The sequence below is a fragment of the Streptomyces sp. NPDC087215 genome (genome assembly GCF_044744885.1).
GTDB lineage: Bacteria > Actinomycetota > Actinomycetes > Streptomycetales > Streptomycetaceae > Streptomyces.
In genome coordinates, this window is record NZ_JBIUZD010000001.1 from 400,983 (window position 1) to 423,913 (window position 22,931).

Here is a 22,931-nt window from a genome sequence, read left to right on the forward strand (position 1 = left end):
TTCTCCTGCGGCGCCTTCGCCTTCCGGATCGTCGTGGTCGGTCAGGAGCGGGCGTAACGTGCCAGGAAGGTGAGTTCGTCCTCGGTCATCCGCCGGAGCGCTTGGGCTTCGAGGTCGTAGGCGGCCAGTTTCGTGGTGGCTTCGGCGTAGGTGACGGTCTCGTCGCGGACGGCGTAGCCGAGTTCGAGACGCGCGCCCCGGGAGGCGGTCACCCAGACGTCCACGCTGATCGGGTCTTCGCGGTAGGTCAGGGACGCCTTGTAGTCGACGAGGGACTGCTTGACCACGAAGGCGTGGCGTCGGCGCTCGGTCTCGTCGGCGGGCAGCATGTCGCGGACCATCCGGGTGCGGGCTTCCTCGACGTAGGTGAGGAAGGCGGCGTTGTTGACGTGTCCGTACGCGTCCAGGTCGGACCAGCGCAGCGGCAGACGGCAGGTGTAGGTCACGGCAGAGGCGCTTTCTGGTCGCGGGCGGAGCGGGGTGTGGGTGGTCGCGGGGAAGCCTGGCGTTCAGTTGATCAGGGCCGGTGGCGGCTGCGGCAGAGGTGGTGGCCGGCCCCCGGCAGGGAGGGGTCGGCCACCGTGGTGTCGCCGTCCGGTCAGATCTCGTCGACCGGGTGCCAGACGTGGGGGAGGGAGGAGTCCTCTTCGCAGAGGTCCCGTGCTATCTGCTCTAGGCAGCGGATCTGCTGCGTTAGCTGCGGGATTCTCTCCTGGATCTTGTTCCACGCATCCGTGGTTCCGGGCGGGAGGACCGCGCGCACGATCTGCTTCATCTCCGTGTGCGCTTCGGGCTCGGTCGCCGCCTGGGGCAGCTGGACCACGGCGGTGTACGCCTGTACCTCGGAGGCGGTCCACGTGCCGTCCGGCTGCCTGACGGCCCAGATGACCGACCGGGCCGAGGGCGAGAGCGTCAGCTGGCAGTCCTCCCCCATCATCGCGCTCAGGACGGGAAGGGCGATGCCGTCCGGGCCCGCCAGGGCGGCGGCGGCCTCCGCCGTGGGGACGGAGATGTGGCCCGTCATGGCGCGGGCGGCAGCCCGGCGGCCCGAGGCCGACAGCGGCTGCGCCTTCGCGGTCGACTCCACAGTGGTGTCGCCGAGGGCGGTGTCGACGTGCCGGGCGTCGTCGGAGTCGTCGTGGGCCCACCAGGTGATGATCACCATGCGGCAGTCGGGCAGGGCCGCAGGGTAGAGGACGTGGCTGACGACGTCGATGGGCTCCCAGTTCAGGGCCGGGAGGGACATCCGGAAGATGTGCCCGTCGCGGACCTCGGTCAGCTCGCTGGTGGTCTCCCACAGACGGCGGACGTCGGGGTCCTTGCAGACATCGCCGATCAGCTCCATGAGTTCGGCGGAGTCCCCGCGGCGCGCGAGCGCGAACTTGATCAGCTTGACGTACTCGCTGGCGTGATGCTCCCAGTCGTGGTACTGGACCCGCGCTTCGCGGTCCGTGAGGGCCCACTTGATCAGGTTGGCGCCGGGCTTGAGAACCCACGGGTACCACTGCGCCATCGCCGGGTTGAATCCGAGAATGTTCCAGTTGGCGTCGCAGAGGTAGGTGGGGGCGGGCATCTGCTGGTCGATCAGGAGGCGAAGCCCGCTGCGCACGCGGGGGTCCACCATGCCGTCCGCGACTGTCGTGTCGAGACGGTTGTAGAGGAGGAGCGCCGTACGCTCGTCCCGGTCCAGCTGGAGCAGGGCCGCCAGGTCCTCGCACTGCTGGAGGTCGAGGCGGTTACGGCCGTCCCCTCGCTCCAGATGCCGCCACCACCGGACCGACCTGCCGACCGCGTTCGCGCACTCCTCCTGGGTGACACGGCCCCGCTTGCGCCAGGACTTGAGCTGACCCGCCAGCCCCATGACCTGGCCAGCCCAAGGAAGGGCGTCGCCGGGTGACACATCATCGGATCCGCCCCGGGACCCCTCGCCCGCGTTTCCCCCGTTGCTCGGGAGGGGCTCTGTTGCGCCCATCCGATTCTCCTAGATCGTTTTCAACCCTGGTGAGGGTCTGCCAGTCCCCGAGAAAGGCAACAAAAAGGGGAGGGTCATCTCGCGATGGCCCTCCCCTGCCTCCACACCACCCTAACAAGATCATTGACGGATGCCCGCTCGCCTGATCTTCCATACCGCCCCGTCTCATTTAAAGTGACGCAGACCACTCGACCCTACGGAGCCGTAGGTTCGGGTGTCCGCGCATTACAGAAAAGCCCTCCCGAATCGGACATGAAACCGGCAAGTTTTTGCCGGTTTTCAAAACCGGCAAAAACTTGCCGGTTTTTTCTTTCACACCCCCCGGCACCCTTCACCTGTGTCTGCCGGTAAGACATTCGGGCCACAAGTACAGCACCACCCGCCTTTCCAGTAAGGCGAGTTGCCACCCCGCCTCATGGCTCCGCAGGTGCCTTCACGTTACGATCTACGCGCGTAAAGAGGGGTTGCGGTGCCGTTGACTCCGATTCGGAGGCGGGCTTAAATCCTGGAAACAACACCAGGTCGGCAGGCTGATCGCGTGAAGGGACGGGCAGTGTCAGCAGCACAGAGACGCCGCCACGCCGCGTCCCCCTCACGTCGAACGCCGAGGCAGGCTCAGCGCACGCCAGGCGACAGACCGGCGTCAACACCCTGCGAGTTGTAACGGAATTCAGAGCTATGTATGGACTAGCCGCCGGGGACTGCGTATGTTCGTCGTCCCCTCGGGTGATCACGCCCGAACCGAGCAGGCAGTGTCCAGGGGAGTCCGAAGCCGCGAAGAATCCGAGAAAAAGCGACGGCGCCTGAGAGCGGGAACTCTCAGACGCCGGACGCCTTACAGGTAGGTCGCCACTCAGGGCCGAGGCCCGAGCCGGAGACCACATTCACCCGCACCGTCCTTCTCACGGGACCAACCGGTGCGACTTCACTGACAGGAGAGTGTCGTATGACCGCCACTCCGCGCAAGTGGCTGAGCGTTTCAGCACGCGCAACAGGTTTCCTCGACGGCAGCTTCCGAGGGCGGGCTGCCTGATGGCCCGGATTCGAACGATCAAACCCGAGGCATTCGAGAGCGAAGACCTTGCCGCCGTCGGCGTGACCGCGATGGTCACCTTCTTCGGGCTGCTCACCCAGGCCGACGACTCCGGGCGCTTCCGTGACCACCCCGCGATCATCGCGGGGCGGCTCTGGGCCCTCCGTGCCGACCACACCCCCGCGAACGTCGCCGTCGACCTGGAGCAGCTCGCCGACGCCGGCCTGATCTGCCGCTACACCGGGTGTGACGGGAACTCTTACCTCCATGTGGTGACCTGGGAGAAGCACCAGAAGATCGACCGTCCCTCCGCAAGCCGCCGCCCGCGGTGCCCCGCCCACCAGGGCCACCAGAACTGCGGCACCTGCGCCAAAGGGGCCTGCCCCGGGGCCGAGCGCAGCCACAGGGCTCTGCCGGGCGTCCCGCACGGTACGCAGGCCGCTTCGCCGCATCCTCGTGGAACCCTCGACGCGCCGGAATCTCCGGGTGCCGGGCAGCCGTCGCCCGGCTCGGGTGAGGTGCTGAGCGGTGGGGTGGTGCGGGTGAGCAGCGACGGTCGGTCTGCCCGAGCCGCATCCGGGGGATTCAGTGAATCCGCAGGTCAAGAGGGGGTCGGGGAGGGTTCGGGGAAGGCTCGCGAGGGTGTGGCGTCTGGATCTAGGATCTTGGATCCTGGATCTTTCCCTAAGGGGGGCGATGCCCCTGCCGTGCAGACCGGCCCGACTGCTGCTTCGGCGAAGGCGCTGGTGGCGGAGTACGTGCGGGAGTCCGCGCACCGGCCTCCGAAGGATGTCGTGGGGCTGGTCGGGCGCCAGGTGAAGGGGCTGCTGGGGGAGGGCTTCGATCCGGAGGTGATCCGCGGGGCTCTGGGGCAGCTGCGGCTGAAGGGTCTGCACGGGAGTGTGCTGCCGAGCCTGGTCAACGAGGTGCTGAACGCCTCGCCGTCTCCGTCCGCCGTCGGCGCCTCCGGCGCGGGGCCATGGGCCAGCTCCAGGTACGTGCCCTACCTCGACCCCGCTGCCGAGCCGAGTGGGTTCGGAGGCCGACTGTGACCCGCTACCGGCTCGACGATCCGCAGCCTGCGGTTCCTGAGCGGCTGCGAGCGCGACTGGAGGCCAGGCTCGCCGAGCGCGGGATCGACCCGGCTGCCGCGCTCCCGAACACCCCGGAGCCGATCCCGGCTCTGGAGGCCGCGCAGCTGCGGATCCCATTCGACTACCGCGAGGCCCTGGTCGAGCACCCCGATGTCGCCGCCTGGGTGCGGAAGGTCGCCGACGGCGCCGTCGCCGCGAACGTCGGCGGGCTGAACCCGCAGTACGGCGTCTCCGGGCGGCGGCGGATCATGCACGGCCCGTCGCTGCTGCTGTGGGGGAACCTCGGAACCGGCAAAACCCACGAGGCGTACGGCGCCATCCGGGCCCTGACCGCCTCCGGGTGCGGGGTGGGCTGGCACGCGACCACCGCCGCCGACCTGTTCGGCGACACCCGCCCTCAGGCCGGAGTGGACCTGGAGCACCAGCTCCGCCGGATCGTCCGGGTGCCGCTGCTGCTCGTGGACGACCTCGGGGCGGCGAAGACCTCGGCATGGAACGAGGAGGTCCTCTTCCGACTGGTGAACTGGCGCTGCCAGAACCGGATGCCGACGCTCTTCACCACGAACCTGCCGCCGGTCCGCGAGCTCGCCGACTCCCCTCGCCAGCCGGTCCTGCGCGACCTGGTCGGCGACCGGGTACTGAGCCGCCTGTCCGGCATGTGCACCCCGGTCCGCTTCACCGGCCCCGACCGCCGTTTCCAGCGCTGACCCGCACCTTCCTCTCCTTAAGCCCGCCGCCGCAGCCGGGCCCATCCCTCCGCCTCACTCCTGCCCTCTGCCGCCCCTCGGCGTCAAGGAAGGCAGAGGCGTACCCGAAAGACACATCGATGCGCTACATCACCACCAACAACGGTCCGAAGTCGGCCATCCGCTCGATCGCGGACCACAGCTGGCACTCCCGCGCCGCCTGCTACGGCATCACTCCGAAGGAAGCCGACCGGCTGTTCTTCCACGGCCCCCGCAACTTCCGGGACCGCCAGCAGGCCAGGCAGGTGTGCACGGCCTGCCCGGTGCAGCGGGACTGCCTGAACTTCGCCCTGGAGAACAAGGCCGAGCACGGCATGTGGGGCGGTCTGACCCTCAAGGAGCGCGCCAAGTGGCGTGACAAGCTCGACGACCGCCTCGACTACGCCCGGGTCCGATCGGCGATCAACGGGCGGGACGTCCACCTCAGCAGCATGGAGCGCAAGGCCGTCGTCCGGTACGCCTGCGCCAGGGGCTGGAGCACGACCCGCCTGGCCCATGTCCTGGGCATCACGGCCCAGTGGGCTCGCGACGTGATGAGCGAGGAAGGCCGCGCGATCGAGGACCGCGACCGGCACAACGTGCACGCCGATCCCGCCCCGGCCGCAGCCGCTCAGAAGGCCGGACCCGGCGGTGAGAAGCCGGAAGCAACCGCCGCCTACGACGCGGACAGTCCGGATGCCGCGCGCACCGACGAGGACATCGTCCCGGTGGACCGGCACGTCCACACCCCTGTACTGCTCGGCAATCTCCGAAAGGCAGCATGACCCACCCTCACAACCCGCACGGTCACCCGTCCAAGGGCGCGGCCGAACGGTACGTCCTGATAGCCGCCGGCGCCGTCATCGTCGCTCTGACCATCGCGTCCTTCTGGCTGTCCTACGCGCACCTGGCCGAAGTCGCCGGCCAGCACGGGCTGGGCGGTGCGCGCGCCCGGCGGTGGGCATGGCCCGGAACGGTGGACGCCTTCATCGTGACCGGCGAGCTGCTCATGCTGCGGGCAGGGCTGAAACGGGTCACTGACTGGTGGGCGATCGGCCTGACGGTCACCGGGTCGATGGGCTCCATCGTGCTGAACGTGGCAGGCGTCCGCGGCAGCAGCGATGGACCGGTCCCGCTGCTCGACTACATCGTCGCCGCCGTCCCCCCAACCGCCGCACTTTTGGCTTTCGGCGTCCTCATGCGGCAGATACACCAACTCGTCGCCCCCCAGACCCACCCCCACGACGAGACAACCCCGAGGACGGAAACCGACACCCCGAAGGGGACAGCCACCGGGACCGAGACAGCGACCGAGACCGGCACCGGCACCGGCACGGGGACCGGCACCGGGACGGGGACCGGCACCGGCACCGGGACCGGCACCGGCACCGGGACGGGGACCGGCACCGGCACCGGGACCGGCACCGGCACCGGGACCGGCACCGGCACCGGCACGGGGACGGGGACCGGCACGGGGACGGGGACCGGCACGGGGACCGGCACCGGGACGGGGACCGGCACCGGCACCGGCACGGGGACGGGGACCGGCACGGGGACCGGCACCGGGACGGGGACCGGCACCGGGACCGGCACCGGCACGGGGACGGGGACCGGCACGGGGACGGGGACCGGCACGGGGACCGGCACCGGGACGGGGACCGGCACCGGCACCGGGACCGGCACCGGCACGGGGACCGGCCAGGAAGAGTCCTCGGGACCGGGGGGTCGACGTCCCCGGCTGACCGTGGACGAGATCGTCGACCTGGTCCGCCCCCATGTGCCTGGTGTCCTGGACCGGGACGGGAACGAGTCGGTCACCCGCGTACAGCTCCGCAGGATCATGCGCGAGCACAAGATCCCGATCCGAAACGACAGGTTGACCCCTGTCCTGGCCCGCCTGCGTGCCCCGCAGCTCACTACCGCGAGGAGTAACTGATGAAGACCTGCGTGAAGTTCACCCGTATCCGGGCCAAGTACGAGCAGGAGAGGGCCTACCTGCTCAACCACGCCGCACGCTCGGCCGCGAACGGCAGCGCGGGGCTGGCCAGGGGCGTCAAGCACCGCATGGCCCGGGACCTGTCCGGGCACCTCGCCCGGTGCCTCGAATGCGGATAGCACCGCACGGGCAGGACCTCCGCTGATCCCGACCGCTCCGGATACCGTCCGGAGCGGTCCCGCATTCTTCCCGACTCAAGAACGCAGAGAACCATGCCGATGACGCAGAACTCCCCTCAACCCCCGACCGGCGAGCAGGGGAACAACCTCGTTACCGAAGGAGCAAGTTATCGGCCAGGACACTCTTCCCCGTCGGGGAAGAGTGTCCTGGCCGGTCCCGCCCCGGGGGTGGCGGGAGTGGTCCAGCACCAGGGGGCGCTGGACGACGGGGCGACGCCTGAAGGCCGATCGCCGGACAAACCCGTACCCCGCCGCAAGCACCGTGCCACGAAGAGCGCCTCGCGCAAGCGCTCGCCGAAGACCGATCCCGACAAGCGCTCCTACGTGTGCAGCGTCCGACTCAACGACACCGAGAAGCAGATGCTCGCCAACAGCGCCGCTGCCGCCCGTACGAGCCTTCCCGCCTTTCTCGCCCGTGCCGCACTCGCCGCGGCCCGCGACCCCGAATCCGCCGCCGGATCCATCGCCGGCGAACGCGAGCTGATCTCCGAGATCTTCGCCGCCCGCCGGCACCTCGGGCACATCGGCAACAACCTCAACCAGATCGCGCGGGCCGTCAACTCGGGCAACCGGCCTGCGGACGTCCAGCTCGACGCCGTTCTCGACGCCGTCCGCCGGGCGACCGAGCGCGTCCAGGCCGCCACCGACAAGCTCCTCGAAAGCCGCTAGAAGCCATGGTCCCGAAGATCCACAAACGCGGGCGGCGCACCATCGGCCTGCTCTACTACCTGTACGGACCGGGCAAAGCCGAAGAGCACGTCGACCCGCACCTCGTGGCCTCCTGGGACCACTGCGCCCCCGACCCCGGCCGCGACCCCGAGGCCACGCACAAGCAGCTCCAGCAGCTCCAGCAGCTCCTCGACCAGCCCCTCGCCCTCCTCACCGATACCCAGCGGGCGAGGCCGCACGTGTGGCACCTGTCCGTGCGCAACAGCCCCACCGACCGGATCCTGTCCGACGCGGAGTGGGGCGACATCGCCCGGCGGATGGTCGCCGCCGCGGGCATCGACGACCCCGACCAGGGTGCAGGCTGCCGCTGGGTCGCCGTCCGGCACGCCGACGACCACATCCACATCCTCGCCACTCTTGCCCGCGAGGACGGCTACCGGCCCGACCTCAACCGCGACGCCACCCGCGTCCAGGCCGAGGCCCGGCTCCTGGAGCAGGAGCTCGGACTGCGCCGGCTCAAGCCCGGCGACGGCACCGCCGCCCAGCGCCCCACCAGCGCCGAACGGCACAAGGCCCAGCGCCAGGGCCGCGAGCGCACCGCCCGCGAGGAACTACGCGAGACCGTACGACGCGCCGTGGCCGGAGCTCAGAGCGAGCAGGAGTTCTTCGACCGCCTGGCCGCGGCCGGCCTTCTGGTCCAGACTCGCGTCGCCCCTTCCGGAGACCTCCTGGGGTACAAGGTCGCGCTTCCCGACGACCGCAACAAGGACGGCGAACCCGTGTACTACCCCGGCGCCCGCCTCGCCCCCGACCTGAGCCTGCCCCGTGTCCGCGAGCGCTGGTCCGCGGACATCCCCACCCCAGACGGCCATACTCTCCAGCGCCTGCGCTCGGACCGCCCCGCGCCGGCCACCGCGCGGCGCAGCGCGGCGGCTGCCGCCTGGCAGGCCGTCCTGGTCATCGAGGACGGCGAGGACGGTCTCGCCGCCGCGTACATCGCCGCCGCCGGAGAGATCCTCGACGCGCTCGCGGCAACGTCCGCCGCCCATACCCGGAGCGAACTGCGAGAAGCAGCACGGTTGTTCGAGCGGGCTTCCCGCTCCCACGTCCGTGCTGTACGCGGGCACGACCAGGCTCTGCAGCAGGCCGCCCGGGACCTCGTACGCGGCGGGCAGGCCCTTGGGCGTGGTGAGGACGGTGCGAGCACGGCCATGGTGATCGACATGCTGTTCTTCCTGATCACCGCCGCCGCGCACTGGCATACGAGGAAGGGCCACGCCCAGCAGGCCGAGGCCGCCCGACAGGCTTCCGAGCACCTTCGGACCGCCTACCGTGCTGCCGCCGGACACCCGCTCGCCGCGCTCCTCCAGCGCGGTCGGCGCCTGGCCCACCCCCTGCTGCAGCGGCAGGCCGCCGTCCTGCGAGAAGGGGTACCCCTTCTCACAGGCAAGGTCCTCGCCGAGGAGGGCTGGTATGCACTGGCGGCCACGCTCGCCGACGTCGAGGCGGCGGGCTACGACCCGACGGTCCTGCTCGCAGACGCTGCGGGGCGCAGGGAGCTGGACACAGCCGAATCGGTCAGCGATGTTCTCGTCTGGAGACTCCGGCGCTCTGCCGGGCTGCCCGCCCACACCGACAGCCCGGCCTTCAACGCAGGCACGGCCGCGGCGCCGTCGACCAGCGAGCCCCGATATGAACGGCACAGGCAGTCGCGCCGGTAAGTGTCCCCGCCTGCCCCTGATCGCACGTTCGGTCGGGGACAGCAGTGCATGCGGCTCCGGCCGTTGGACTGTCTGGTCAGCCTCGGCTCGTGTCCCGGTTCGTGGCGGACCGGGTGATGGTGACCTCCGGGTCGCGGGCCTTCATGGTCAGAGGCAGCCCCGCAGCCCGGCGTGCTCGGCGGTATGTCAGCGCCCAGCCCATGTCCTTGCGTACCGTGTCGTCAGCGGAAAGGTCTGCTCGCCACCACAGCCACCCGATCGGGTACTCGCGGCCGTCGGCGGCCGGTGCGGCGAACGCGACCGCGGCCTCGCCGCTTCTCCTGGCCAGCGTCTCGGTCAACGCCCGGGTCTCGCTCATGGCGATCAGGTCGCACCGGACCTGCTCTCTCGCCGTCTGGACAGCGCCTCTGACGACGCCGCGGGCGAGGAACGCCGCGACCAGAGCTGCGAGGGTGCCGCCGAGCACCCACACAACCGTCATCGGCCAGCCCCTCCCAAGTGGATCTCGGCCACCGGCTCCCATGACATGCGCCACCCGTCGATGTCGTCAGCCTTCGCCCACGTCACATTGAGGAGGTGAACACGGTCGATCCGCAACGGGGCCCGCCGCGGGGTGATCTCGTTCCGGAGCTGGCTGTTGAGCTGGTCGGAGGAGCCTGTGCCGTAGGCGTACCCGAGGGAGATGTGTGGGCGACCTCCCGGGTACTGGAGAGCGCTCTCGCCACGCGCCTTCCGAATCGCGCTACGGACTCGTTCTGTCAGCGCCAGGACCTCCGTCTCGGGCCACACGTCGAGAACGGCCCCCGCGATGTTGCCGATCGGGGGTCCGGCCTCGGTCGTGAACGGGGCTACGTCGGCGAGCGCCTCCTCCAGAGCCCGGACCAACACGTGCCGTGCGGCCTGGTCGTACTCGGCGGACGGCATGTCGGCCAGCATCTCCACCGTCAGATGCAGCAGGCCGGCGTCGTCGCCCTCGCCCGAGAGCTGGGGGTCGATCGGATGGTTCTCCATCAGCGGCACGCAGGCCCGCGCGAGCGACAGCAGAGCGTCGTCGGCGTCCGGGCAGGGCAGGACGTAGACGTGCAGGACGCCCATTCCGTCTCGCCACTCCCGGCCCTGGAATCGCGGCACGAACTTCTCCACCGGGCGCTCCTCTCGCTGTGGTGTCTGGCGCGGTCGTCCGACCGCCCTGGACGACCCATCCTGGCCTGCGGCGATCCTGCCACGTAGCCGAACTGGTCACGCGGTCCGTACACCTCGATGTACCCGGGTACCTGGTCCGGGCCGTGGCCCTCTCCCTCAGAACCGCCATGGTCGATGACGGTATCGGGGTCCGCGAGCTGGCGCGGCGTGCCGGCATCGCCCACCCCACTGCGATCAGCGCGAACTGTGGCTTTGTGGCCTCTCCCGCCAGTGGGACGACCAGCCCCTCCCGGGACAGGCGGACAAGGCCCCGCGACCTGGATGCGTCCGCGTCGCCCGGCATCCGGCGACATGGCATTGGCATATCCCGGAGTTGAAGCCGCCCGGCCGCTCGCGGCACGATCCCCTCCCGCAGGAAGTGCCGCAAGAGGGGGAGACGTGTTCGGACGCAGGCGAGTGGCCCGTCAGCAGCGAGGGACGTGGAAGTGGGCGGAGGAAGTGAGCGCCACTCATGTCGAGCCCCCGCTCGACTCTCCCGCCCGGGTACGCCAGGACGTGGAGGGGCTGATGATGGCGCACCCTCATCCACTCGTTCTCGACGCGGACGTCCGGGTGTGCGGGACGTGCGGGGCCTACCGCGGGTGGGTCGTGATCAGCCTGCGCGGTGAGGTGTGGCTGCGCTGCCCCGCCAGCCACGAACAGCACGAACCCCGCCTCGACACCACGTGGTACGACCGGCACAGCGGCCCCGTCACCCACCGGTACGACTCCTACAGCGACGGCCTGCGGGACCTCGGCCACTGACCCAGCCCCACGCACGATTCCACCGAGACCGCCGGAGGAGACCCGTTTCGGACCCGGCGCCGTCAGTCCGCCCGACCACAGAAGGATCCCCGTGCACCGTCGCGCCTCCGCCGCCCTGTCCCTCGCCGTCCTGGCCGTCCTCGCCGCTTCCGGCTGCGCCAAGGACGGCTCCGCCCCCGCTCCCTCTGCCTCCGTCCCCGCCTCCGGGAAGACGGCCCCGGCTGCGAAGCCCGCCCGCACCGCGCTCACCTCGGCGTCCTTGTCCACGCGCCTGCTGGACGAGTCCGACCTCGGCCAGGGATACACCCGTCAGACGAAGACCGACAGCGGGGACCGTGACGACGTAACCGTGATCGGCTGCCCGGCCCTGGAGAAGCTCGGCGGTGACGGCGCCGCCGGCGGAAGCCTGGACTTCCCCAACAGCGCGAAGGCCACCTTCTCCTACACCCGCGGCACCGGCTCCGAGGTGGGCGAGGAGCTCTACAGCGATTCCGTCGACAAGCTCGGCCCGAACACGTCGAGCGTCTTCGAGGCCATGACCGGCTGCCCGCTCTACCAGGTCGTGGTGGGCGACACCCCGATCGCCGTCGCCACGCAGAAGCTCCCGGCGCCCGCCCTGGGCGACGAGGCGTGGAGCCAGATACTCACCTTCACCGCAGGCGGGCGGGACACCGTGATGAAGCAGACCGCGGTCCGTACCGGTTCCGTCCTCGTCGTCCTCTCCGGCTCCCCCTCGCTGGTCGACACCCACCTGTCCCGCGCGGTCGACAAGGCACAGGGCTGACCCCGCCCACATGAAGACGGCCCCTGGTCTCCGCATTCGGAGCCCAGGGGCCGTCTTCGTGTTCGCGGCCAACAGCATCGCGCAGGTGTTGGACGTCCAGCCGCAGTCACAGCGCGCCAGGCCACGGGCAGCCACCTCCGCAGTGGCCGAGCGGAGCAAAACACAGGGCAGGCCGCCACCCACTGGTCCCGTCCGCCGCCGGACCCAGATCTACTGGACTCGCCACCGGTCGAGGCCAGGGTGGCCGATCACGACGCCGGTGTGACGGAGATGCGTCCGGCCGCGTTCTCGGGCGGATTGCGGCGCAGAACCGGGGTGGGTGAGGCGAGGGATGCGGCGAAAACGGCGACGAGGTCGTGGGGGATGCTGGCGCTGAAGGCGGCGGTCCACTGGTAGGGATCGCCGATCATCGGCTCGGCCCACGCGTGCCATCCAGACAGGCCGGGGCGGGGGTCGCCGTCGCGGATCATCTCCGGCAGTTCCCCCCAGGAGAAGCCGGAGGACATTCCAGGGTCCCACGCACGGCTGTCGGGAGCGTCGATGTCGCGGGCCCAGCCCTGCCCGCACAGGGCGTCGAGGACACACTCGCGGCCGTCGTAGTTGACCGCCGGATCGGTGCGCGTTTCCACCGCGAGGAGGAAGTCGGCGATGGCCTCGGGGGGTGTGCCGGTGGTAAAGCAGGCGGTCCACTCCATTACGGCGCTGTCCAGGTGCAGGCGAGCCGAGGCGTACCAGGCGACCTGGAGATCACCGAGGAGGAAGTCGTGGGAGCCGCGTACCCACTCGGCTCCGGCGAGCCCTCGGGGGCTCACGTGCAGCAGCGTGGAGCGGGCGGTCGTCCAGGTCGACCAGCCGGTCTCCGTCAGGATGTCGGCCACGCGGTCGGCGAGTTCGTCGTCGTCACCGGCCAGGTGGCGGGGGTGTACCCAGTAGGCGGGGCGGGAGGGATAGAGGGGGTGGTAGGGGTTCAGGGGCGTCTCCAGGCGGTGGGTGCGGTGCTACTGCGCGGCGACGGCCGGGCGGGGGCGTCGCGGCGCTTCGGTCGGCTCGTGCCAGCCGGCGGCGACGCTCACGGCCGGGGGGACAGGGCCGAGCTGCTCGCCGCTCTCCATCACGTAGACGCGGGTGCGGCCGAGCGCGTCCGTCGTCGCGATGACGTCGGCGATGGTGTGCTCCATGGGGAAAAGCGGATTTACGGCAAGGCGCACGGGAGTGTCGGGGTCAACCGCGGAGAGCCGGTCGATGAGGTCACGTGCGGTGAGGACGAAGGACAACGGGACTCCTGGGAGATCGGGCCGGACAGGGGGCGGGCTCCCGTCAGCCGGCGGCTGCGGGGCTGGATGTGGCCAACACGCAGCTGACAGCCGCAGCGACCACGGTGGCCGGGGTCTCTCTGTGGAAGGAGACGCAGTAACCGGGCTTGTCCGTGGTACCGGTGACAGCGAGTTTCCAGCCCTCCCCGTCGGTGCCGGGCCGGCCGTCGGGGAACCAGCCGACGTACAGGCGGCCGTCCCGGGAGTTGATGTGGACATCGGCCCGGTCGTCGACGACGACCTTGAAGTCGGTGTCGGTGAACAGGTCGACGACGTCCATCGGCTGACCCGGACCGAGCAGCCACGTACGCAGCCGCAGTGCGGCGACAGTGGTGGCGAAGCCCAGCCTCGCAGCATCGACGGTCACAGGTATTCACCTCTCTGACCTGGTGCATTTCGGGAAGGGGTCCACGTTGACATCCCTTGCCCCGTTCCACCAGTCCTTCCGTGATCCTTCCTGTCTGCCTCCGGCGAACCGCGGCAGGCCGGTGTGCCTGTCGCAGGCACTGGCCGCTGTGGAGTCTCCGCCCGACATGTCGAAGGCCCCGGGAACCATGTGGTTCCCGGGGCCTTTGGGCTGGGGCGGGCTCAGATCAGGCAACAGCAGTACGTCAGCACCGGTCTGTCCCGAGGGAAGGAAAGGGCCGGCCAGCGTGCTGTCCGAGGGCCGTTCGACGCTGATCAGTCCGAGCCGCCCTTGCCGGTTAGCTGGTGGTCTGGCTCTCCTCCTCGTCTTCCGACTTCTTCCTCCGTGCTACAAGGACGGCACCGCCTCCGGCTGCGGTCAGGACGCCGCCGGCGGCGAGGAGCCAGGTGTTGGAGTCGGCCCCGGTCTGAGCGAGGGAGCCCTCGGAGGGCGGGGTGCTCGGCGTGTCCATCGAGGGTACCGGTGCGGTGGAGGCGGATCGGGTCGGTGTCGGGGGGACCGGCGGGGTCGTCGGAGGCGTCGGGGTGACCGGAGGCATCGTCGGAGGGGTGGTGGGCGGGATCGTCGGCAGGGTGGTCGGCGGCATCGTCGGCGGGGTGGTCGGCGGGGTGGTGGGCTTGTCCTTCTTGGTGTTGGTGAAGGTGGCGGTGGTCTTCGCGGCGGGCTTGGCGGTGATCTTGGCCGGGGTGGTGTCGAGTTCGTAGCCGGTGGGGGCCTTGGTCTCGGTGCCGGTGTAGGCGGTGCCGGTGCGGGAGGAGACGGGGAGCTTGGTGGTGGCGGTGCCGTCCTTGCCGGTGGTCAGGGTGATGGTCTTGCCGGTGCCGGTGGAGGGGGTGATGTTGATGACGGCGCCGGCCAGGGGGATGCCGGTCTTCTTGTCGGTCTTCTTCACCAGCAGTTCGGCGGGCTTGAAGGTGTCGATGATGGTGAGCTTCGCGGTGTGCTCGGGGGTGACGATGACGTCCTGGTCGGGGGCCAGGTCGTGGAGGGGGCTGCCGGTGTCGGTCTCCTTGAGGCGGTAGGTGCCGGGGTGGACGTTGTCGAAGCGCAGGATGCCGTCGGCGTTGGTCTTGCCGGTCAGGGCCTTGGTGCCGTTGAGGGTGTCGAGGAGGGAGAAGGCGGCGCCGGCGAGGAGGGCGCCGTCGGGGTCCTTCTTGGTGATCTCGACGGCGCCAGGGGGGATCTCAGGTGCGCTGGCGAGGGCGGTCGGGGCCCAGATCAGGGAGCTGGTCGCCAGGGTGGTCGCGGCGATGGCTGCGGTACGGCAGGTGGCACGCATGAAGAAGGAGTTCTCCTTGGTGGGAGTGGTGGGACTGCCACAGAGAGGGACAGTCAGTAGGTGTGGCCTGCCGTCTGGCCCGGGGTTGGGGCGGGGTGGGCGGGAGCTGGGCTCGTACGCGGGGAAGGTGTTGTGGCGGCGTGGCGGCGGGAGGCCGCCTGGATCACGGCGCGCTGCCTGTCCATCGGCATCGTGGCGATGCGCTCGAGGGCGATGGCGGTCTCGGGGCCGAGTCGGCGGCCGGTGAGCTGGGTGACGGCCGCGGCTTCGGCGAGCATCCCCTGGTCCAGGCACAGTCCGAGGATGTCCATCACGTAGAAGCGTGCGTTGAAGAGTGAGGCCGTGACAGGTCGGTCGGCGTAGGTGCCGCTTTCGGCGAGGTCGAGCACAGCCTGGGTCGCTTCGTGGAGACGGGTGAGCGTGGCGGTGTCGGTCGCCCAGAGCGTCTGGTGCCGGCGGTCGGCCCACGGGCCGTGAACAGTGTGCGGGGGCATGAGGCTCCTTGGTTCAGCGGCGCCCCGCGCGGGTGGCGGCAGCTGTGGCGGTCGCCGGTGGCCGGGTGGTGGTGCTCCAGCGCGGGACGCTGCGTGTGGTGATCGCCGGGGGCCGGCGCTGGGCGCGCTGGATGTCGAGCGGCGTCGGGGCGGGCGGCGTCGGTGGGGTGAGCGGGGTGAGTTGCGCCATGGAGGCGAGTTCGGGGCGCTGGTCGGGTGAGGTGACCAGCATCTGGCAGGGCCCTTTCTCCAGGTGGACGGTCGGCCAGTGGGACACCGGGACGAAGGCGGCGTCGCCGCACCAGTCGGATCCTGCGAGGTAGCGCGGAAAGACGTAGACGTCACCTTCCGGGGTGTACGTCACGCGGCGTCGTGCGTGCGCGTGGCGGGCTGGACGGTGAGGGTGATGTGCCGTGCGGTCGTGGCGAGGCGCTCTTCGACCTTGTCGGTGTCGTATCCGGTGACGACGTAGAGGCCGGCGCGGGCGACGTCAAGGTCGCCCTCCGGGGGCAGGGTGATCTGCTTGCCAACGGTGGCGGTCCACTGGAGGAGGTCGAGCCATCGGGTGCGGTCGGCGAAGTCCTGGTCGACGGAGCGGTGGGTGAGGGTGCCAGAGGTCTCCGGGTAGAGCAGGGTGACGCCGGCGGCGCGCAGCCGGGTGTACTTCAGGCGAGGGGCGGTGCCGCAGGCGAGGTCGGCGGCGATGCGGGGCAGGTCGAGGCCGGTGGCGAGGCGGACGAGATGGCCGATGAGGTCGCCGCCGATCCTTCCGTTGACCTCGATGATCCTCGGCCCGGACGCGGTGAGGCGCATCTCGACGTGCTGGATGCCGTGGTCGATCCCCAGTGCGCGGATCGCGGCGGCGGCGATTGGGGCGACCTCGTCGAGCAGCGGGTCGCAGGCGTCGACGGTGTGGCCGGTCTCCTCGAAGTACGGCTCGAAGCCGAGCTTCTTGCGGGTGACGGCGACCGCGTGGGTGTGTCCGTTCTGGGTGACGCACTCGACGCTGATCTCCGGGCCGTCGAGGTACTCCTCGACCAGGATGCCGGTGTTCTGGCCTCCGGCCATCGCGGCGCCTGCGGCAGTGAAGTCAAAGCCACGGGCGAGGTCTTCGCTGTTGTCGACGCGGATGACACCGATGCTTCCGGCCTGGCCCGCGGGCTTGAGGACGACCGGGTATCCGATGCTCTCGGCCAGGATCGTGGCCTCCAGCAGGCTGCCGACGCGGCCTGAGCGCGCCGAGGGGACCTGGTGGGCGGCCAGGAGCTGGCGGGTGGCGTGCTTGTCGCGGCAGTTCTCCGTCACGGCCGTGGAGTTCGTACGCAGGCCGAGGTGTTCGGCGAGCTGGGCGGTGTGGACGAGGAGGTTCTCGTCCCAGGTGAAGACGCCCGCGATGGTGCGCCGGGCGGTGATCGCCTCCCCTGCCGCGTGGAGCTGGCCGGCCTGGTAGGGGTCGGCGACTTCGTGGTCGACAACATGGCCAGCTTCCCAGGTGAGTAGCTTCGGGGTGATGACGGCGACGTCGTAGGCGGCGGCGACCTGCTTGAGGCAGTAGCCGCGGTACACCTCGTCGCCGGGGGCGACGATGAGGACCGTGGGGCGGCCGGTGGTCTGCGGCAGGGAGGTCGGGGCGGCGGTCACGGGGAGGTCCTTGTCTTCACGGGTGGTCGGGTGGCGGCGGGTGGCGGCGTCGAGGAGACGGTGCATGTCGGTGGCGAGGCCGCCGGGGGCGAGCAGGTGGCCAGCGATCCGGTTCGCCTCGGCGGTGGTCAGGGCGTTGAGGCGGCCGGTGAGGCCGCAGACGAGGGAGGCGGCACACAGGGCTTGGTCGGCGCTGAACTTCGACGGGGGCGCGGTGGTCATGGTGATGGGGCTGCTCCGGGCGGGGTGGTGGGGCTGGTGGTTCGGGTGTGCATGGCGGGCTCGCGGCGCAGCCGCCAGAACGCGCAGGTGAGACCGGCGGCCTGGAGGGCGGCGCAGACGGTCAGCACGTGGCCGAGGGCGGTGGCGGGGGTGAGGGCGACGACGAGACCCGCGAGAGGGAAGGGCAGGAGCATCACGAGGATCGTGACGGCGAGGGTGGCGCCGAAGACGGACTCGGGGATGAGACGGGAGCGCAGGGTGCGCAGGACGACGGTCATGCCGCCTTCGGCGGCCATGAGAACAGCGGTCAGGACGAGGAAGGTGCTGTAGTGGCCAGCCTGGGAGACGGCGAGCCCGGCCAGGGCGGCGACGGCGGCGCTGGCCGCGCCCGCGGGCCACAGGCCGAAGCGGTCGATCGCGACGCGGCACAGGGCCACTGCGAGCAGGGACGTGGCGGCTGCGGCAGACCAGATCACGCCGACGGCGGCGCTGGACTGACCCAGGGTCTGCACCACGATGACCGGGGCAGCGGCCTGCAGGACGCCGGTCGCCAGGTTGGAGACGGTCAGGCCGGTGACGAGCCAGGCGAGCGCCGGGATGGCGAAGAGGGTCTTCCAGCCGGTGCGGATCCCGGCGAGCGCCGAGGCCGCGGGCGGGACGAGGCGTGACTCGCGGTGCCAGGGTGCGAGGAGAGCGCCGAGCAGGGAGCAGGCGGCCATCGTCAGCAGGGTCGCGGTGACACCGGCCCAGTGCAGGAGGAATCCGGCGAGTGCGGGTCCGGCGAGGGTGGCGGTCTGGTCGATGCCCAAGAGGACGGACTGCACCCGGTGGGCGTGGTCTCCGGCATCCTTGCTCACCGTCGCGCCTGCGGTCTCGGCGGCGATGTAGGAGAACTCGCTGACGACTCCGGTGACCGCGGCGAGCGCCATCACCGTGATGGTCGCCCCCGCGCCGCCGGCCTGTGTCGGCAGGACGAACGCGGCGGCCACCACCAGCAGGGCGCGCAGGACCGAGGCGATACGGAAGACCCGTTTGGTGCCCTGCCGGTCCACGATCTGTCCTGCGAGCGAGAACGCGGCCAGGCGGGGCACCCACTCCAGGGCGAAGGCGATGCCGGTGAGGGTGGCGGACTGGGTGGTGGCCAGCACGATCAGCGGAATGCCGTAGGTGGACATCGCGTACGCGGCGCCGTCGGCCGTGCGGGGAAGGTAGATCCGCCGCAGCAGGGACAGCTGCGGCGGCAGGGCGTGCCGGGGTCCGGCGATCACGAAGTCGGTCATGTGCTCTCGTCGGAGAATCGGGAACGGCCAACCGCCACGGGCGACGGGAAGGGGCGGGCTACCGGCCGCCGCGACGGGGCACGGGCGGGCGGGACGGCCCCGGGGACCGGGGCGGTGTGGGTTCGCCGCTGAGATCGGCGTAGCTGGTGGTGAGCAGCCGCAGGAGCTGAATACCGTCGCCTCGGCGGGCGACAAGTGTGTCGATCTCGGTGCCGAGGGCCTGCAGCAGTGCGTCGTTGGAGCTGTGCAGGTACCGGTCACGGCCCAGCGTCACGGACTGGAGCTGTCTGCCCGCTGCAGGAGCCTTTGCTGCACCTCGTCCATGTTCGCGGAGGTTTCGCGGATCAAGTCGACGAGCGTGGCGAGCGCGGTGCCGGGCGGGTGGGTGCCGAGGGCGAGGCCGCGGGCGGACAGCGCGTCCCGTGCGGTCTGCGTGCCGAGCGCCTCCACCGGTTGCGGTCCGGTGGTCTCGTTCACCGGCGGATGCCTCCCGGCGGGGCTGCCGCCGGGACCGGCCGGGCGACGGGCGTGTGGGAGAACAGGTCACCGGACCTCCACGTGGTCGGGGACGTCACCAGCACGGCGCCCGTGCTCCTGGCACGTGAAACGCCCTGCGTGGTCGCCGGGACCGGTCGTGCCGGAGCGGTCCTGTGCGTGGGGCGGCCTGTGGCCCAGGCGGTGAGTGCCTGGTAGGCCGGGGCCAGGGAGCGACCAGCGGCGGTGAGCGTGAACTTCCCTTCGTCGTCCCGGCTCACCAGGCCCTTGTTCGCCAGGTGGTTGAGCGGGCGGTAGACGGCCGTGGGGTGAATGTCGGACAGAGCGGAAGAGGCGAGCGCGGCGCCGGTGGAGGCGCCGCGGTCCCGCAGCGCCCACAGGACCGCGGTGGCGTTGCGGGCGGAGATCAGGGCGAGGGCGTCCTCGATCTCCTCGGCCTTGGCCGCCGGACGGGTCGTCTGCTCCTTGGTGACGGGGTCCTCCACGGTGGGCCGCTCCAGGTGCTTGCTCCCCCACTGGGCGAAGGCGTCGAGTACGGGCAGCAGCCGCGCGCCCTGGCCGGTGAGCGCGTAGACCACGTGGCGGCGGCCGTGCTCGGTACGCCGGACCAGGCCGGCGGCATGCAGGTCACGGACCTTCGGGTGGAGCTGGCCGTCAGCCATCCACGGCATCCGGGCCTTGAGGTCCGCGTAGCGGGCGGGGGTGGTCAGGCTCATCAGGATCCAGGCGTTCCACCTCGGCGATATCGCCTCCAGGGCCCGGACCACCAGGTCGAGGTCACGGGGTGCGGGGTCGGGCAGGCCGGATGCGGGCATGACGGTGCTCCTGAGGTGTGGGTGGGGGTGTTCAGCGGGTGCGTACGGTGGCCGCGGTCGGCGCCGGAGTCTGGGCGACAGGCGTGACGGCAGGTGCCGGGGCGCGGTGAAGGCTCTGGATGACGGCGGTGGCGAAGCGGGCCTGGGTGTCGCGGGTGGCGGCCGATTCGGCGATCCGGCGGCTGCAGTCGAGGAGATGACCGGCTGCGGCAGGGTCGATGTCCCGGCCTGGGGCGGCGAGCTGAAGAAGCCGCTCGCGCTGGAACTCGATGTTCCGCTCAGCCTGTTCGATGGTGGCGAGGCCGTCGAGGAGGGCGCCCAGCATGGTCGACCGGTCGGTGGTGGCGGCATGGGCGTCGAGGTCGGCCCGGAGCCGACCGTAGAGGGTCTCGATCCGCTCGGCGAGCGGTCCGGATACGGGGTGGGGCAATCAGCGCCCTCTCGCGGGGCGTGCCGGTGTCTCGCCCGCAGGTACGGCCCGTGCGCTGATCACGGGCTGGGTGAACGTGACCGGAGGCTGGGGATCGGAGCGCAGGACCTTGTCGAGGGCGGTGAGGTAGCCGCGTCGGGCCTGCAGCGCGGCCTCCATCCACATTGCGTCGATCTCCAGCTCGTCCTCCGGCAGTTCGTCCATGGGGCGGTCGGGGGCGCTGCGGTCGTGGACGCGGTCGCGGACCCAGGCCACCTGCCGTTCGGTCGTGGCAAGGAACGCGCGCAGCTCCAGGGCACTGCGCAGGCGCGGGTCAGCGTCGGGGGCGGCAAGCAGCTGGTCGAGCGGGGCTCCGAAGACCTCGGCGAAGCGCTCGTCCAGGCTGCTGGGACTGATGGGGGTGCTCATCGGCGGGTCCTTGTGGGTACGGGTACGGGCGCGGCCTGCAGGACGGGGGTGGCCGTCAGGACCGGCCCCGTGCGGCGGGTGGCCGGGGGCTCGGGCAGGGGGTAGTCCACCAGGAGGTGGCGCACCGTGAGCGCCCGGCCGTCGCGGATGGTCAGGGCGGTGTCGACTCGCCGAGCGAGTGTCATGACCTGTTCGTCCAGTTCACCGGCCGGGGCGGACTGCAGAACGTCGACCAGCTCGTCCTCGGCTGCGGTGAGCAGGTGCTGGGCTTCTTCGAGGTCCTCGTACCAGCGGACGACGGCGGTGGGCAGGAACGAGGCGCCACGGGCGCCGGCCACGCTCTCGCGCAGTTCGCCCAGGGGGACACCGAAGCGTTCCTCGATCTGGCGGGCAACGGCGCGCAGGACGTCGTCAGGTTCATCGGACACGGGCGGGCTCCTCTCCGTGAAGCCGGCAGGGAAGAAACCGGAACGGATCGCTCCGGGTGGGTAATCTCTAGGATCCGAGGAATCCCCGGTTCACCTAACCGGCGATTTGCTGGTACCTTTCGCCGCCCCGCCGGTCACCGCCTCCGCCCCGGACGTGCCGTCGGACCGGCGGGCTTCGCAGGAGGCAGATGGGGCATCGCGACCGTGGCTATGGCCGTGGCCGTGGCCGTCGGCAGCGGTGTGCTGCGGTCGTCCATCCACGCGAGGGCAGCTTCCTCGGTGTCGAAGACCCCCTCACGCAGCTGGTGGGTGAAGGTGCGCAGGTCGGTGCTCTCCAGCAGGATCCGGAAGGGCTGCGGGACCGTGCGGTCCGAGGCTTCCAGCAGGACCACGGTCTCCTGCGTCGGATAGCCCTCGCCCGAGTAACTCGACAGGATCGAATACTGGTTGCCGTGGTCGCGGAAGCGCTCCTCCAGCGCGACGGTCATCTCGTCGGCGGGGGCGGTCCCGGTGTCCCTGGGCAGGCTGACAGCGGATGCGGGGCAGTGGTGCTGGAGGAGCCAGGACTGCGCGAGCGCGTACAGCGGAAGCTGTTCGCTGTCGAAGGTGAAGGTCTGGGAGGCGGCGTCGCGGGTGATGTGCAGGGCAACGAGCAGCTCTTCGCCTGGCACTCCGTAGATGACGGACGTGTCGTTCAGGATGAAGAAGCTCTGCCGGCCGTCGGACGTGTGGTGCTGGGCCAGGACGCTCATCTCGGTCTCGTGGGCGGCGATGCGGTCGTGGAACATCTCCATGACCAGCGCGCTGGCGGGCCGGTAGCCGTCGAGCCGGAAGGCAGGCTCATGGAAGAAGTCAGACAAAGGGTTCCTGGGGCTCGGAGGTCAGCGGGTACGGGTGGTAGTGGTGTCCGGCCAGGCGCCGGGACGGGGTGCTGGGCTGCCGGACGGGGCGCTGGAGGGGCGGGCGGTGAGCGCGGCGCGGCCGGCGTCGGTGAGGGTGACCGGCTGCCCGGCGTGCAGCGGGCGGGTGGTGTCGCGCTGGACGAGCCCGGCCGTCTCCAGCCGTACGAAGTCCTGCTGGCCGACCCTGGTGCCGGAGGCGGTCACGACGGAGAGCCGCTGCGTCAGCAGGTGTTCGTGGAGCCTGGCTCCCTGGCTCATCGCCAGGAGCATGGCGATGTCCCGGGCCTTCAGATCGGCATGGGCGTCCGGGATCCGAGACGTGCTCGCCTCGACGAGCTCGAGGATGCCAGCCAGGTCCGTCTCGCGGGCCCCCCGGACCCGAACGGCCTCCTTGAGCTGCTCGACCGTACGGTCGATACGCGGGAAGAGCACGGGCTCCATCGGGTAGTCGCCGCTCGCAAGGCGCTGGAGGAGAACGCGGTAATAGGTCACGGACCGTTCAGCGTCGCGCAGCGAGCGGTGGGCGGCGGCAAGGCACGCGGTCTTCTCGCCGAGGAGGCCGCGGTCGTGGTCACGCCAGAGCCGGTCGACGGTGCGGCCGACGGCGAGTTCGACGCGGTGGTCGAAGGAGGTCAGGGCCTTGCGGACAGGAGGCGTCGTGGACCGGGGCACGCCGG

The 22,931-nt window shown here is 70.8% G+C and carries 29 protein-coding genes; 9 read left to right on the plus strand and 20 right to left on the minus strand.

The annotated features are described in order from the left end of the window. Nucleotides 1-41 precede the first annotated feature (41 nt). The gene (locus ACIO92_RS01585) at nucleotides 42-446 is read right to left on the minus strand and encodes a thioesterase family protein (RefSeq protein WP_366444404.1); all 405 of its coding nucleotides are present in this window, start codon (nucleotides 444-446) and stop codon (nucleotides 42-44) included. A gap of 152 nt (nucleotides 447-598) precedes the next feature. Further along, complete coding sequence (locus ACIO92_RS01590) at nucleotides 599-1,861, minus strand: helix-turn-helix transcriptional regulator (RefSeq protein ID WP_366444403.1); 1,263 nt, start codon at nucleotides 1,859-1,861, stop codon at nucleotides 599-601. A gap of 1,077 nt (nucleotides 1,862-2,938) precedes the next feature. Between ACIO92_RS01590 and ACIO92_RS01595 the strand changes: the two genes are divergently transcribed. From ACIO92_RS01595 to ACIO92_RS01625, 7 genes are all read left to right on the plus strand, one after another. Beyond that, the gene (locus tag ACIO92_RS01595) at nucleotides 2,939-4,057 is read left to right on the plus strand and encodes a hypothetical protein (protein WP_401236251.1); all 1,119 of its coding nucleotides are present in this window, start codon (nucleotides 2,939-2,941) and stop codon (nucleotides 4,055-4,057) included. Further along, nucleotides 4,054-4,806: an ATP-binding protein gene (locus ACIO92_RS01600; protein WP_366444401.1), complete on the plus strand. Its 753-nt coding sequence runs from the start codon at nucleotides 4,054-4,056 to the stop codon at nucleotides 4,804-4,806. The genes ACIO92_RS01595 and ACIO92_RS01600 overlap by 4 nt, the downstream gene beginning before the upstream one ends. Nucleotides 4,807-4,925: 119 nt before the next feature. Then, entirely contained in the window at nucleotides 4,926-5,609 is a 684-nt protein-coding gene (locus ACIO92_RS01605) for a WhiB family transcriptional regulator (protein ID WP_366444400.1), read from the plus strand. Beyond that, the gene (locus ACIO92_RS01610) at nucleotides 5,606-6,760 is read left to right on the plus strand and encodes a DUF2637 domain-containing protein (RefSeq protein WP_402280470.1); all 1,155 of its coding nucleotides are present in this window, start codon (nucleotides 5,606-5,608) and stop codon (nucleotides 6,758-6,760) included. Before ACIO92_RS01605 ends, ACIO92_RS01610 begins: the two co-directional genes overlap by 4 nt. Further along, on the plus strand, nucleotides 6,760-6,939 hold the full coding sequence (locus ACIO92_RS01615; protein ID WP_366444399.1) for a hypothetical protein: 180 nt from the start codon (nucleotides 6,760-6,762) through the stop codon (nucleotides 6,937-6,939). The genes ACIO92_RS01610 and ACIO92_RS01615 overlap by 1 nt, the downstream gene beginning before the upstream one ends. Before the next feature lie 237 nt (nucleotides 6,940-7,176). Continuing rightward, entirely contained in the window at nucleotides 7,177-7,668 is a 492-nt protein-coding gene (locus ACIO92_RS01620) for a MobC family plasmid mobilization relaxosome protein (RefSeq protein WP_366444398.1), read from the plus strand. Between the two features lie 5 nt (nucleotides 7,669-7,673). Continuing rightward, a complete protein-coding gene (locus tag ACIO92_RS01625) occupies nucleotides 7,674-9,389 on the plus strand; it encodes a mobilization protein (protein ID WP_366444397.1) in 1,716 nt (571 codons plus the stop codon). Nucleotides 9,390-9,465: 76 nt separating this feature from the next. On the opposite strand, the gene ACIO92_RS01630 is transcribed toward ACIO92_RS01625, so the two are convergent. Together ACIO92_RS01630 and ACIO92_RS01635 are read right to left on the minus strand one after the other, a co-directional pair. Beyond that, a complete protein-coding gene (locus ACIO92_RS01630) occupies nucleotides 9,466-9,870 on the minus strand; it encodes a hypothetical protein (RefSeq protein ID WP_366444396.1) in 405 nt (134 codons plus the stop codon). Beyond that, complete coding sequence (locus ACIO92_RS01635; RefSeq protein ID WP_366444395.1) at nucleotides 9,867-10,532, minus strand: 2'-5' RNA ligase family protein; 666 nt, start codon at nucleotides 10,530-10,532, stop codon at nucleotides 9,867-9,869. Before ACIO92_RS01635 ends, ACIO92_RS01630 begins: the two co-directional genes overlap by 4 nt. Nucleotides 10,533-11,030: 498 nt before the next feature. Between ACIO92_RS01635 and ACIO92_RS01640 the strand changes: the two genes are divergently transcribed. Continuing rightward, the gene (locus tag ACIO92_RS01640) at nucleotides 11,031-11,336 is read left to right on the plus strand and encodes a hypothetical protein (RefSeq protein WP_366444394.1); all 306 of its coding nucleotides are present in this window, start codon (nucleotides 11,031-11,033) and stop codon (nucleotides 11,334-11,336) included. A 91-nt stretch (nucleotides 11,337-11,427) separates the two neighbouring features. After that, nucleotides 11,428-12,120: a hypothetical protein gene (locus ACIO92_RS01645; protein ID WP_366444393.1), complete on the plus strand. Its 693-nt coding sequence runs from the start codon at nucleotides 11,428-11,430 to the stop codon at nucleotides 12,118-12,120. A 248-nt stretch (nucleotides 12,121-12,368) separates the two neighbouring features. On the opposite strand, the gene ACIO92_RS01650 is transcribed toward ACIO92_RS01645, so the two are convergent. The 16 genes from ACIO92_RS01650 to ACIO92_RS01725 all read right to left on the minus strand — a co-directional run bounded on the left by ACIO92_RS01650 (nucleotide 12,369) and on the right by ACIO92_RS01725 (nucleotide 22,926). After that, complete coding sequence (locus ACIO92_RS01650) at nucleotides 12,369-12,998, minus strand: DUF317 domain-containing protein (protein WP_366444391.1); 630 nt, start codon at nucleotides 12,996-12,998, stop codon at nucleotides 12,369-12,371. A 120-nt stretch (nucleotides 12,999-13,118) separates the two neighbouring features. Then, complete coding sequence (locus tag ACIO92_RS01655; RefSeq protein ID WP_366444389.1) at nucleotides 13,119-13,298, minus strand: hypothetical protein; 180 nt, start codon at nucleotides 13,296-13,298, stop codon at nucleotides 13,119-13,121. Nucleotides 13,299-13,437: 139 nt separating this feature from the next. After that, nucleotides 13,438-13,800, minus strand: a complete 363-nt coding sequence (locus tag ACIO92_RS01660) for a DUF317 domain-containing protein (RefSeq protein WP_366444388.1) — start codon at nucleotides 13,798-13,800, stop codon at nucleotides 13,438-13,440. A gap of 337 nt (nucleotides 13,801-14,137) precedes the next feature. Then, entirely contained in the window at nucleotides 14,138-15,139 is a 1,002-nt protein-coding gene (locus ACIO92_RS01665) for a SpaA isopeptide-forming pilin-related protein (protein WP_366444387.1), read from the minus strand. Nucleotides 15,140-15,192: 53 nt separating this feature from the next. After that, a complete protein-coding gene (locus tag ACIO92_RS01670; protein WP_366444386.1) occupies nucleotides 15,193-15,633 on the minus strand; it encodes a hypothetical protein in 441 nt (146 codons plus the stop codon). Between the two features lie 13 nt (nucleotides 15,634-15,646). After that, the gene (locus ACIO92_RS01675; protein WP_401236257.1) at nucleotides 15,647-15,997 is read right to left on the minus strand and encodes a hypothetical protein; all 351 of its coding nucleotides are present in this window, start codon (nucleotides 15,995-15,997) and stop codon (nucleotides 15,647-15,649) included. After that, complete coding sequence (locus tag ACIO92_RS01680) at nucleotides 15,994-17,496, minus strand: ATP-grasp domain-containing protein (protein WP_366444384.1); 1,503 nt, start codon at nucleotides 17,494-17,496, stop codon at nucleotides 15,994-15,996. Before ACIO92_RS01680 ends, ACIO92_RS01675 begins: the two co-directional genes overlap by 4 nt. Continuing rightward, complete coding sequence (locus ACIO92_RS01685; RefSeq protein WP_366444383.1) at nucleotides 17,493-18,776, minus strand: MFS transporter; 1,284 nt, start codon at nucleotides 18,774-18,776, stop codon at nucleotides 17,493-17,495. The genes ACIO92_RS01680 and ACIO92_RS01685 overlap by 4 nt, the downstream gene beginning before the upstream one ends. Before the next feature lie 58 nt (nucleotides 18,777-18,834). Next, on the minus strand, nucleotides 18,835-19,050 hold the full coding sequence (locus tag ACIO92_RS01690) for a hypothetical protein (protein ID WP_366444382.1): 216 nt from the start codon (nucleotides 19,048-19,050) through the stop codon (nucleotides 18,835-18,837). After that, the gene (locus tag ACIO92_RS01695) at nucleotides 19,047-19,253 is read right to left on the minus strand and encodes a hypothetical protein (RefSeq protein ID WP_366444381.1); all 207 of its coding nucleotides are present in this window, start codon (nucleotides 19,251-19,253) and stop codon (nucleotides 19,047-19,049) included. Before ACIO92_RS01695 ends, ACIO92_RS01690 begins: the two co-directional genes overlap by 4 nt. Next, the gene (locus ACIO92_RS01700; RefSeq protein WP_366444380.1) at nucleotides 19,250-20,086 is read right to left on the minus strand and encodes a winged helix-turn-helix transcriptional regulator; all 837 of its coding nucleotides are present in this window, start codon (nucleotides 20,084-20,086) and stop codon (nucleotides 19,250-19,252) included. Before ACIO92_RS01700 ends, ACIO92_RS01695 begins: the two co-directional genes overlap by 4 nt. Before the next feature lie 31 nt (nucleotides 20,087-20,117). Beyond that, on the minus strand, nucleotides 20,118-20,516 hold the full coding sequence (locus ACIO92_RS01705) for a hypothetical protein (protein ID WP_366444379.1): 399 nt from the start codon (nucleotides 20,514-20,516) through the stop codon (nucleotides 20,118-20,120). Further along, nucleotides 20,517-20,924 (minus strand): hypothetical protein, encoded by a 408-nt coding sequence (locus ACIO92_RS01710; RefSeq protein WP_366444378.1) that lies wholly within the window; start codon nucleotides 20,922-20,924, stop codon nucleotides 20,517-20,519. Continuing rightward, a complete protein-coding gene (locus ACIO92_RS01715) occupies nucleotides 20,921-21,352 on the minus strand; it encodes a hypothetical protein (protein WP_366444377.1) in 432 nt (143 codons plus the stop codon). The genes ACIO92_RS01710 and ACIO92_RS01715 overlap by 4 nt, the downstream gene beginning before the upstream one ends. A 134-nt stretch (nucleotides 21,353-21,486) precedes the next feature. Beyond that, nucleotides 21,487-22,212 (minus strand): hypothetical protein, encoded by a 726-nt coding sequence (locus tag ACIO92_RS01720; RefSeq protein WP_402280461.1) that lies wholly within the window; start codon nucleotides 22,210-22,212, stop codon nucleotides 21,487-21,489. A gap of 21 nt (nucleotides 22,213-22,233) precedes the next feature. Then, nucleotides 22,234-22,926: a hypothetical protein gene (locus tag ACIO92_RS01725; RefSeq protein ID WP_366444375.1), complete on the minus strand. Its 693-nt coding sequence runs from the start codon at nucleotides 22,924-22,926 to the stop codon at nucleotides 22,234-22,236. Between the last annotated feature and the right edge of the window lie 5 nt (nucleotides 22,927-22,931).

Bases quoted from the DNA above. Each gene is read 5' to 3' on its own strand.
- ACIO92_RS01590 (WP_366444403.1), bottom strand. From the start codon at position 1,861: ATGGGGCTGGCGGGTCAGCTCAAGTCCTGGCGCAAGCGGGGCCGTGTC.
- ACIO92_RS01605 (WP_366444400.1), top strand. From the start codon at position 4,926: ATGCGCTACATCACCACCAACAACGGTCCGAAGTCGGCCATCCGCTCG.
- ACIO92_RS01610 (WP_402280470.1), top strand. From the start codon at position 5,606: ATGACCCACCCTCACAACCCGCACGGTCACCCGTCCAAGGGCGCGGCC.
- ACIO92_RS01615 (WP_366444399.1), top strand. From the start codon at position 6,760: ATGAAGACCTGCGTGAAGTTCACCCGTATCCGGGCCAAGTACGAGCAG.
- ACIO92_RS01625 (WP_366444397.1), top strand. From the start codon at position 7,674: ATGGTCCCGAAGATCCACAAACGCGGGCGGCGCACCATCGGCCTGCTC.
- ACIO92_RS01630 (WP_366444396.1), bottom strand. From the start codon at position 9,870: ATGACGGTTGTGTGGGTGCTCGGCGGCACCCTCGCAGCTCTGGTCGCG.
- ACIO92_RS01655 (WP_366444389.1), bottom strand. From the start codon at position 13,298: ATGGAGCACACCATCGCCGACGTCATCGCGACGACGGACGCGCTCGGC.
- ACIO92_RS01665 (WP_366444387.1), bottom strand. From the start codon at position 15,139: ATGCGTGCCACCTGCCGTACCGCAGCCATCGCCGCGACCACCCTGGCG.
- ACIO92_RS01670 (WP_366444386.1), bottom strand. From the start codon at position 15,633: ATGCCCCCGCACACTGTTCACGGCCCGTGGGCCGACCGCCGGCACCAG.
- ACIO92_RS01680 (WP_366444384.1), bottom strand. From the start codon at position 17,496: ATGACCACCGCGCCCCCGTCGAAGTTCAGCGCCGACCAAGCCCTGTGT.
- ACIO92_RS01685 (WP_366444383.1), bottom strand. From the start codon at position 18,776: ATGACCGACTTCGTGATCGCCGGACCCCGGCACGCCCTGCCGCCGCAG.
- ACIO92_RS01700 (WP_366444380.1), bottom strand. From the start codon at position 20,086: ATGCCCGCATCCGGCCTGCCCGACCCCGCACCCCGTGACCTCGACCTG.
- ACIO92_RS01710 (WP_366444378.1), bottom strand. From the start codon at position 20,924: ATGAGCACCCCCATCAGTCCCAGCAGCCTGGACGAGCGCTTCGCCGAG.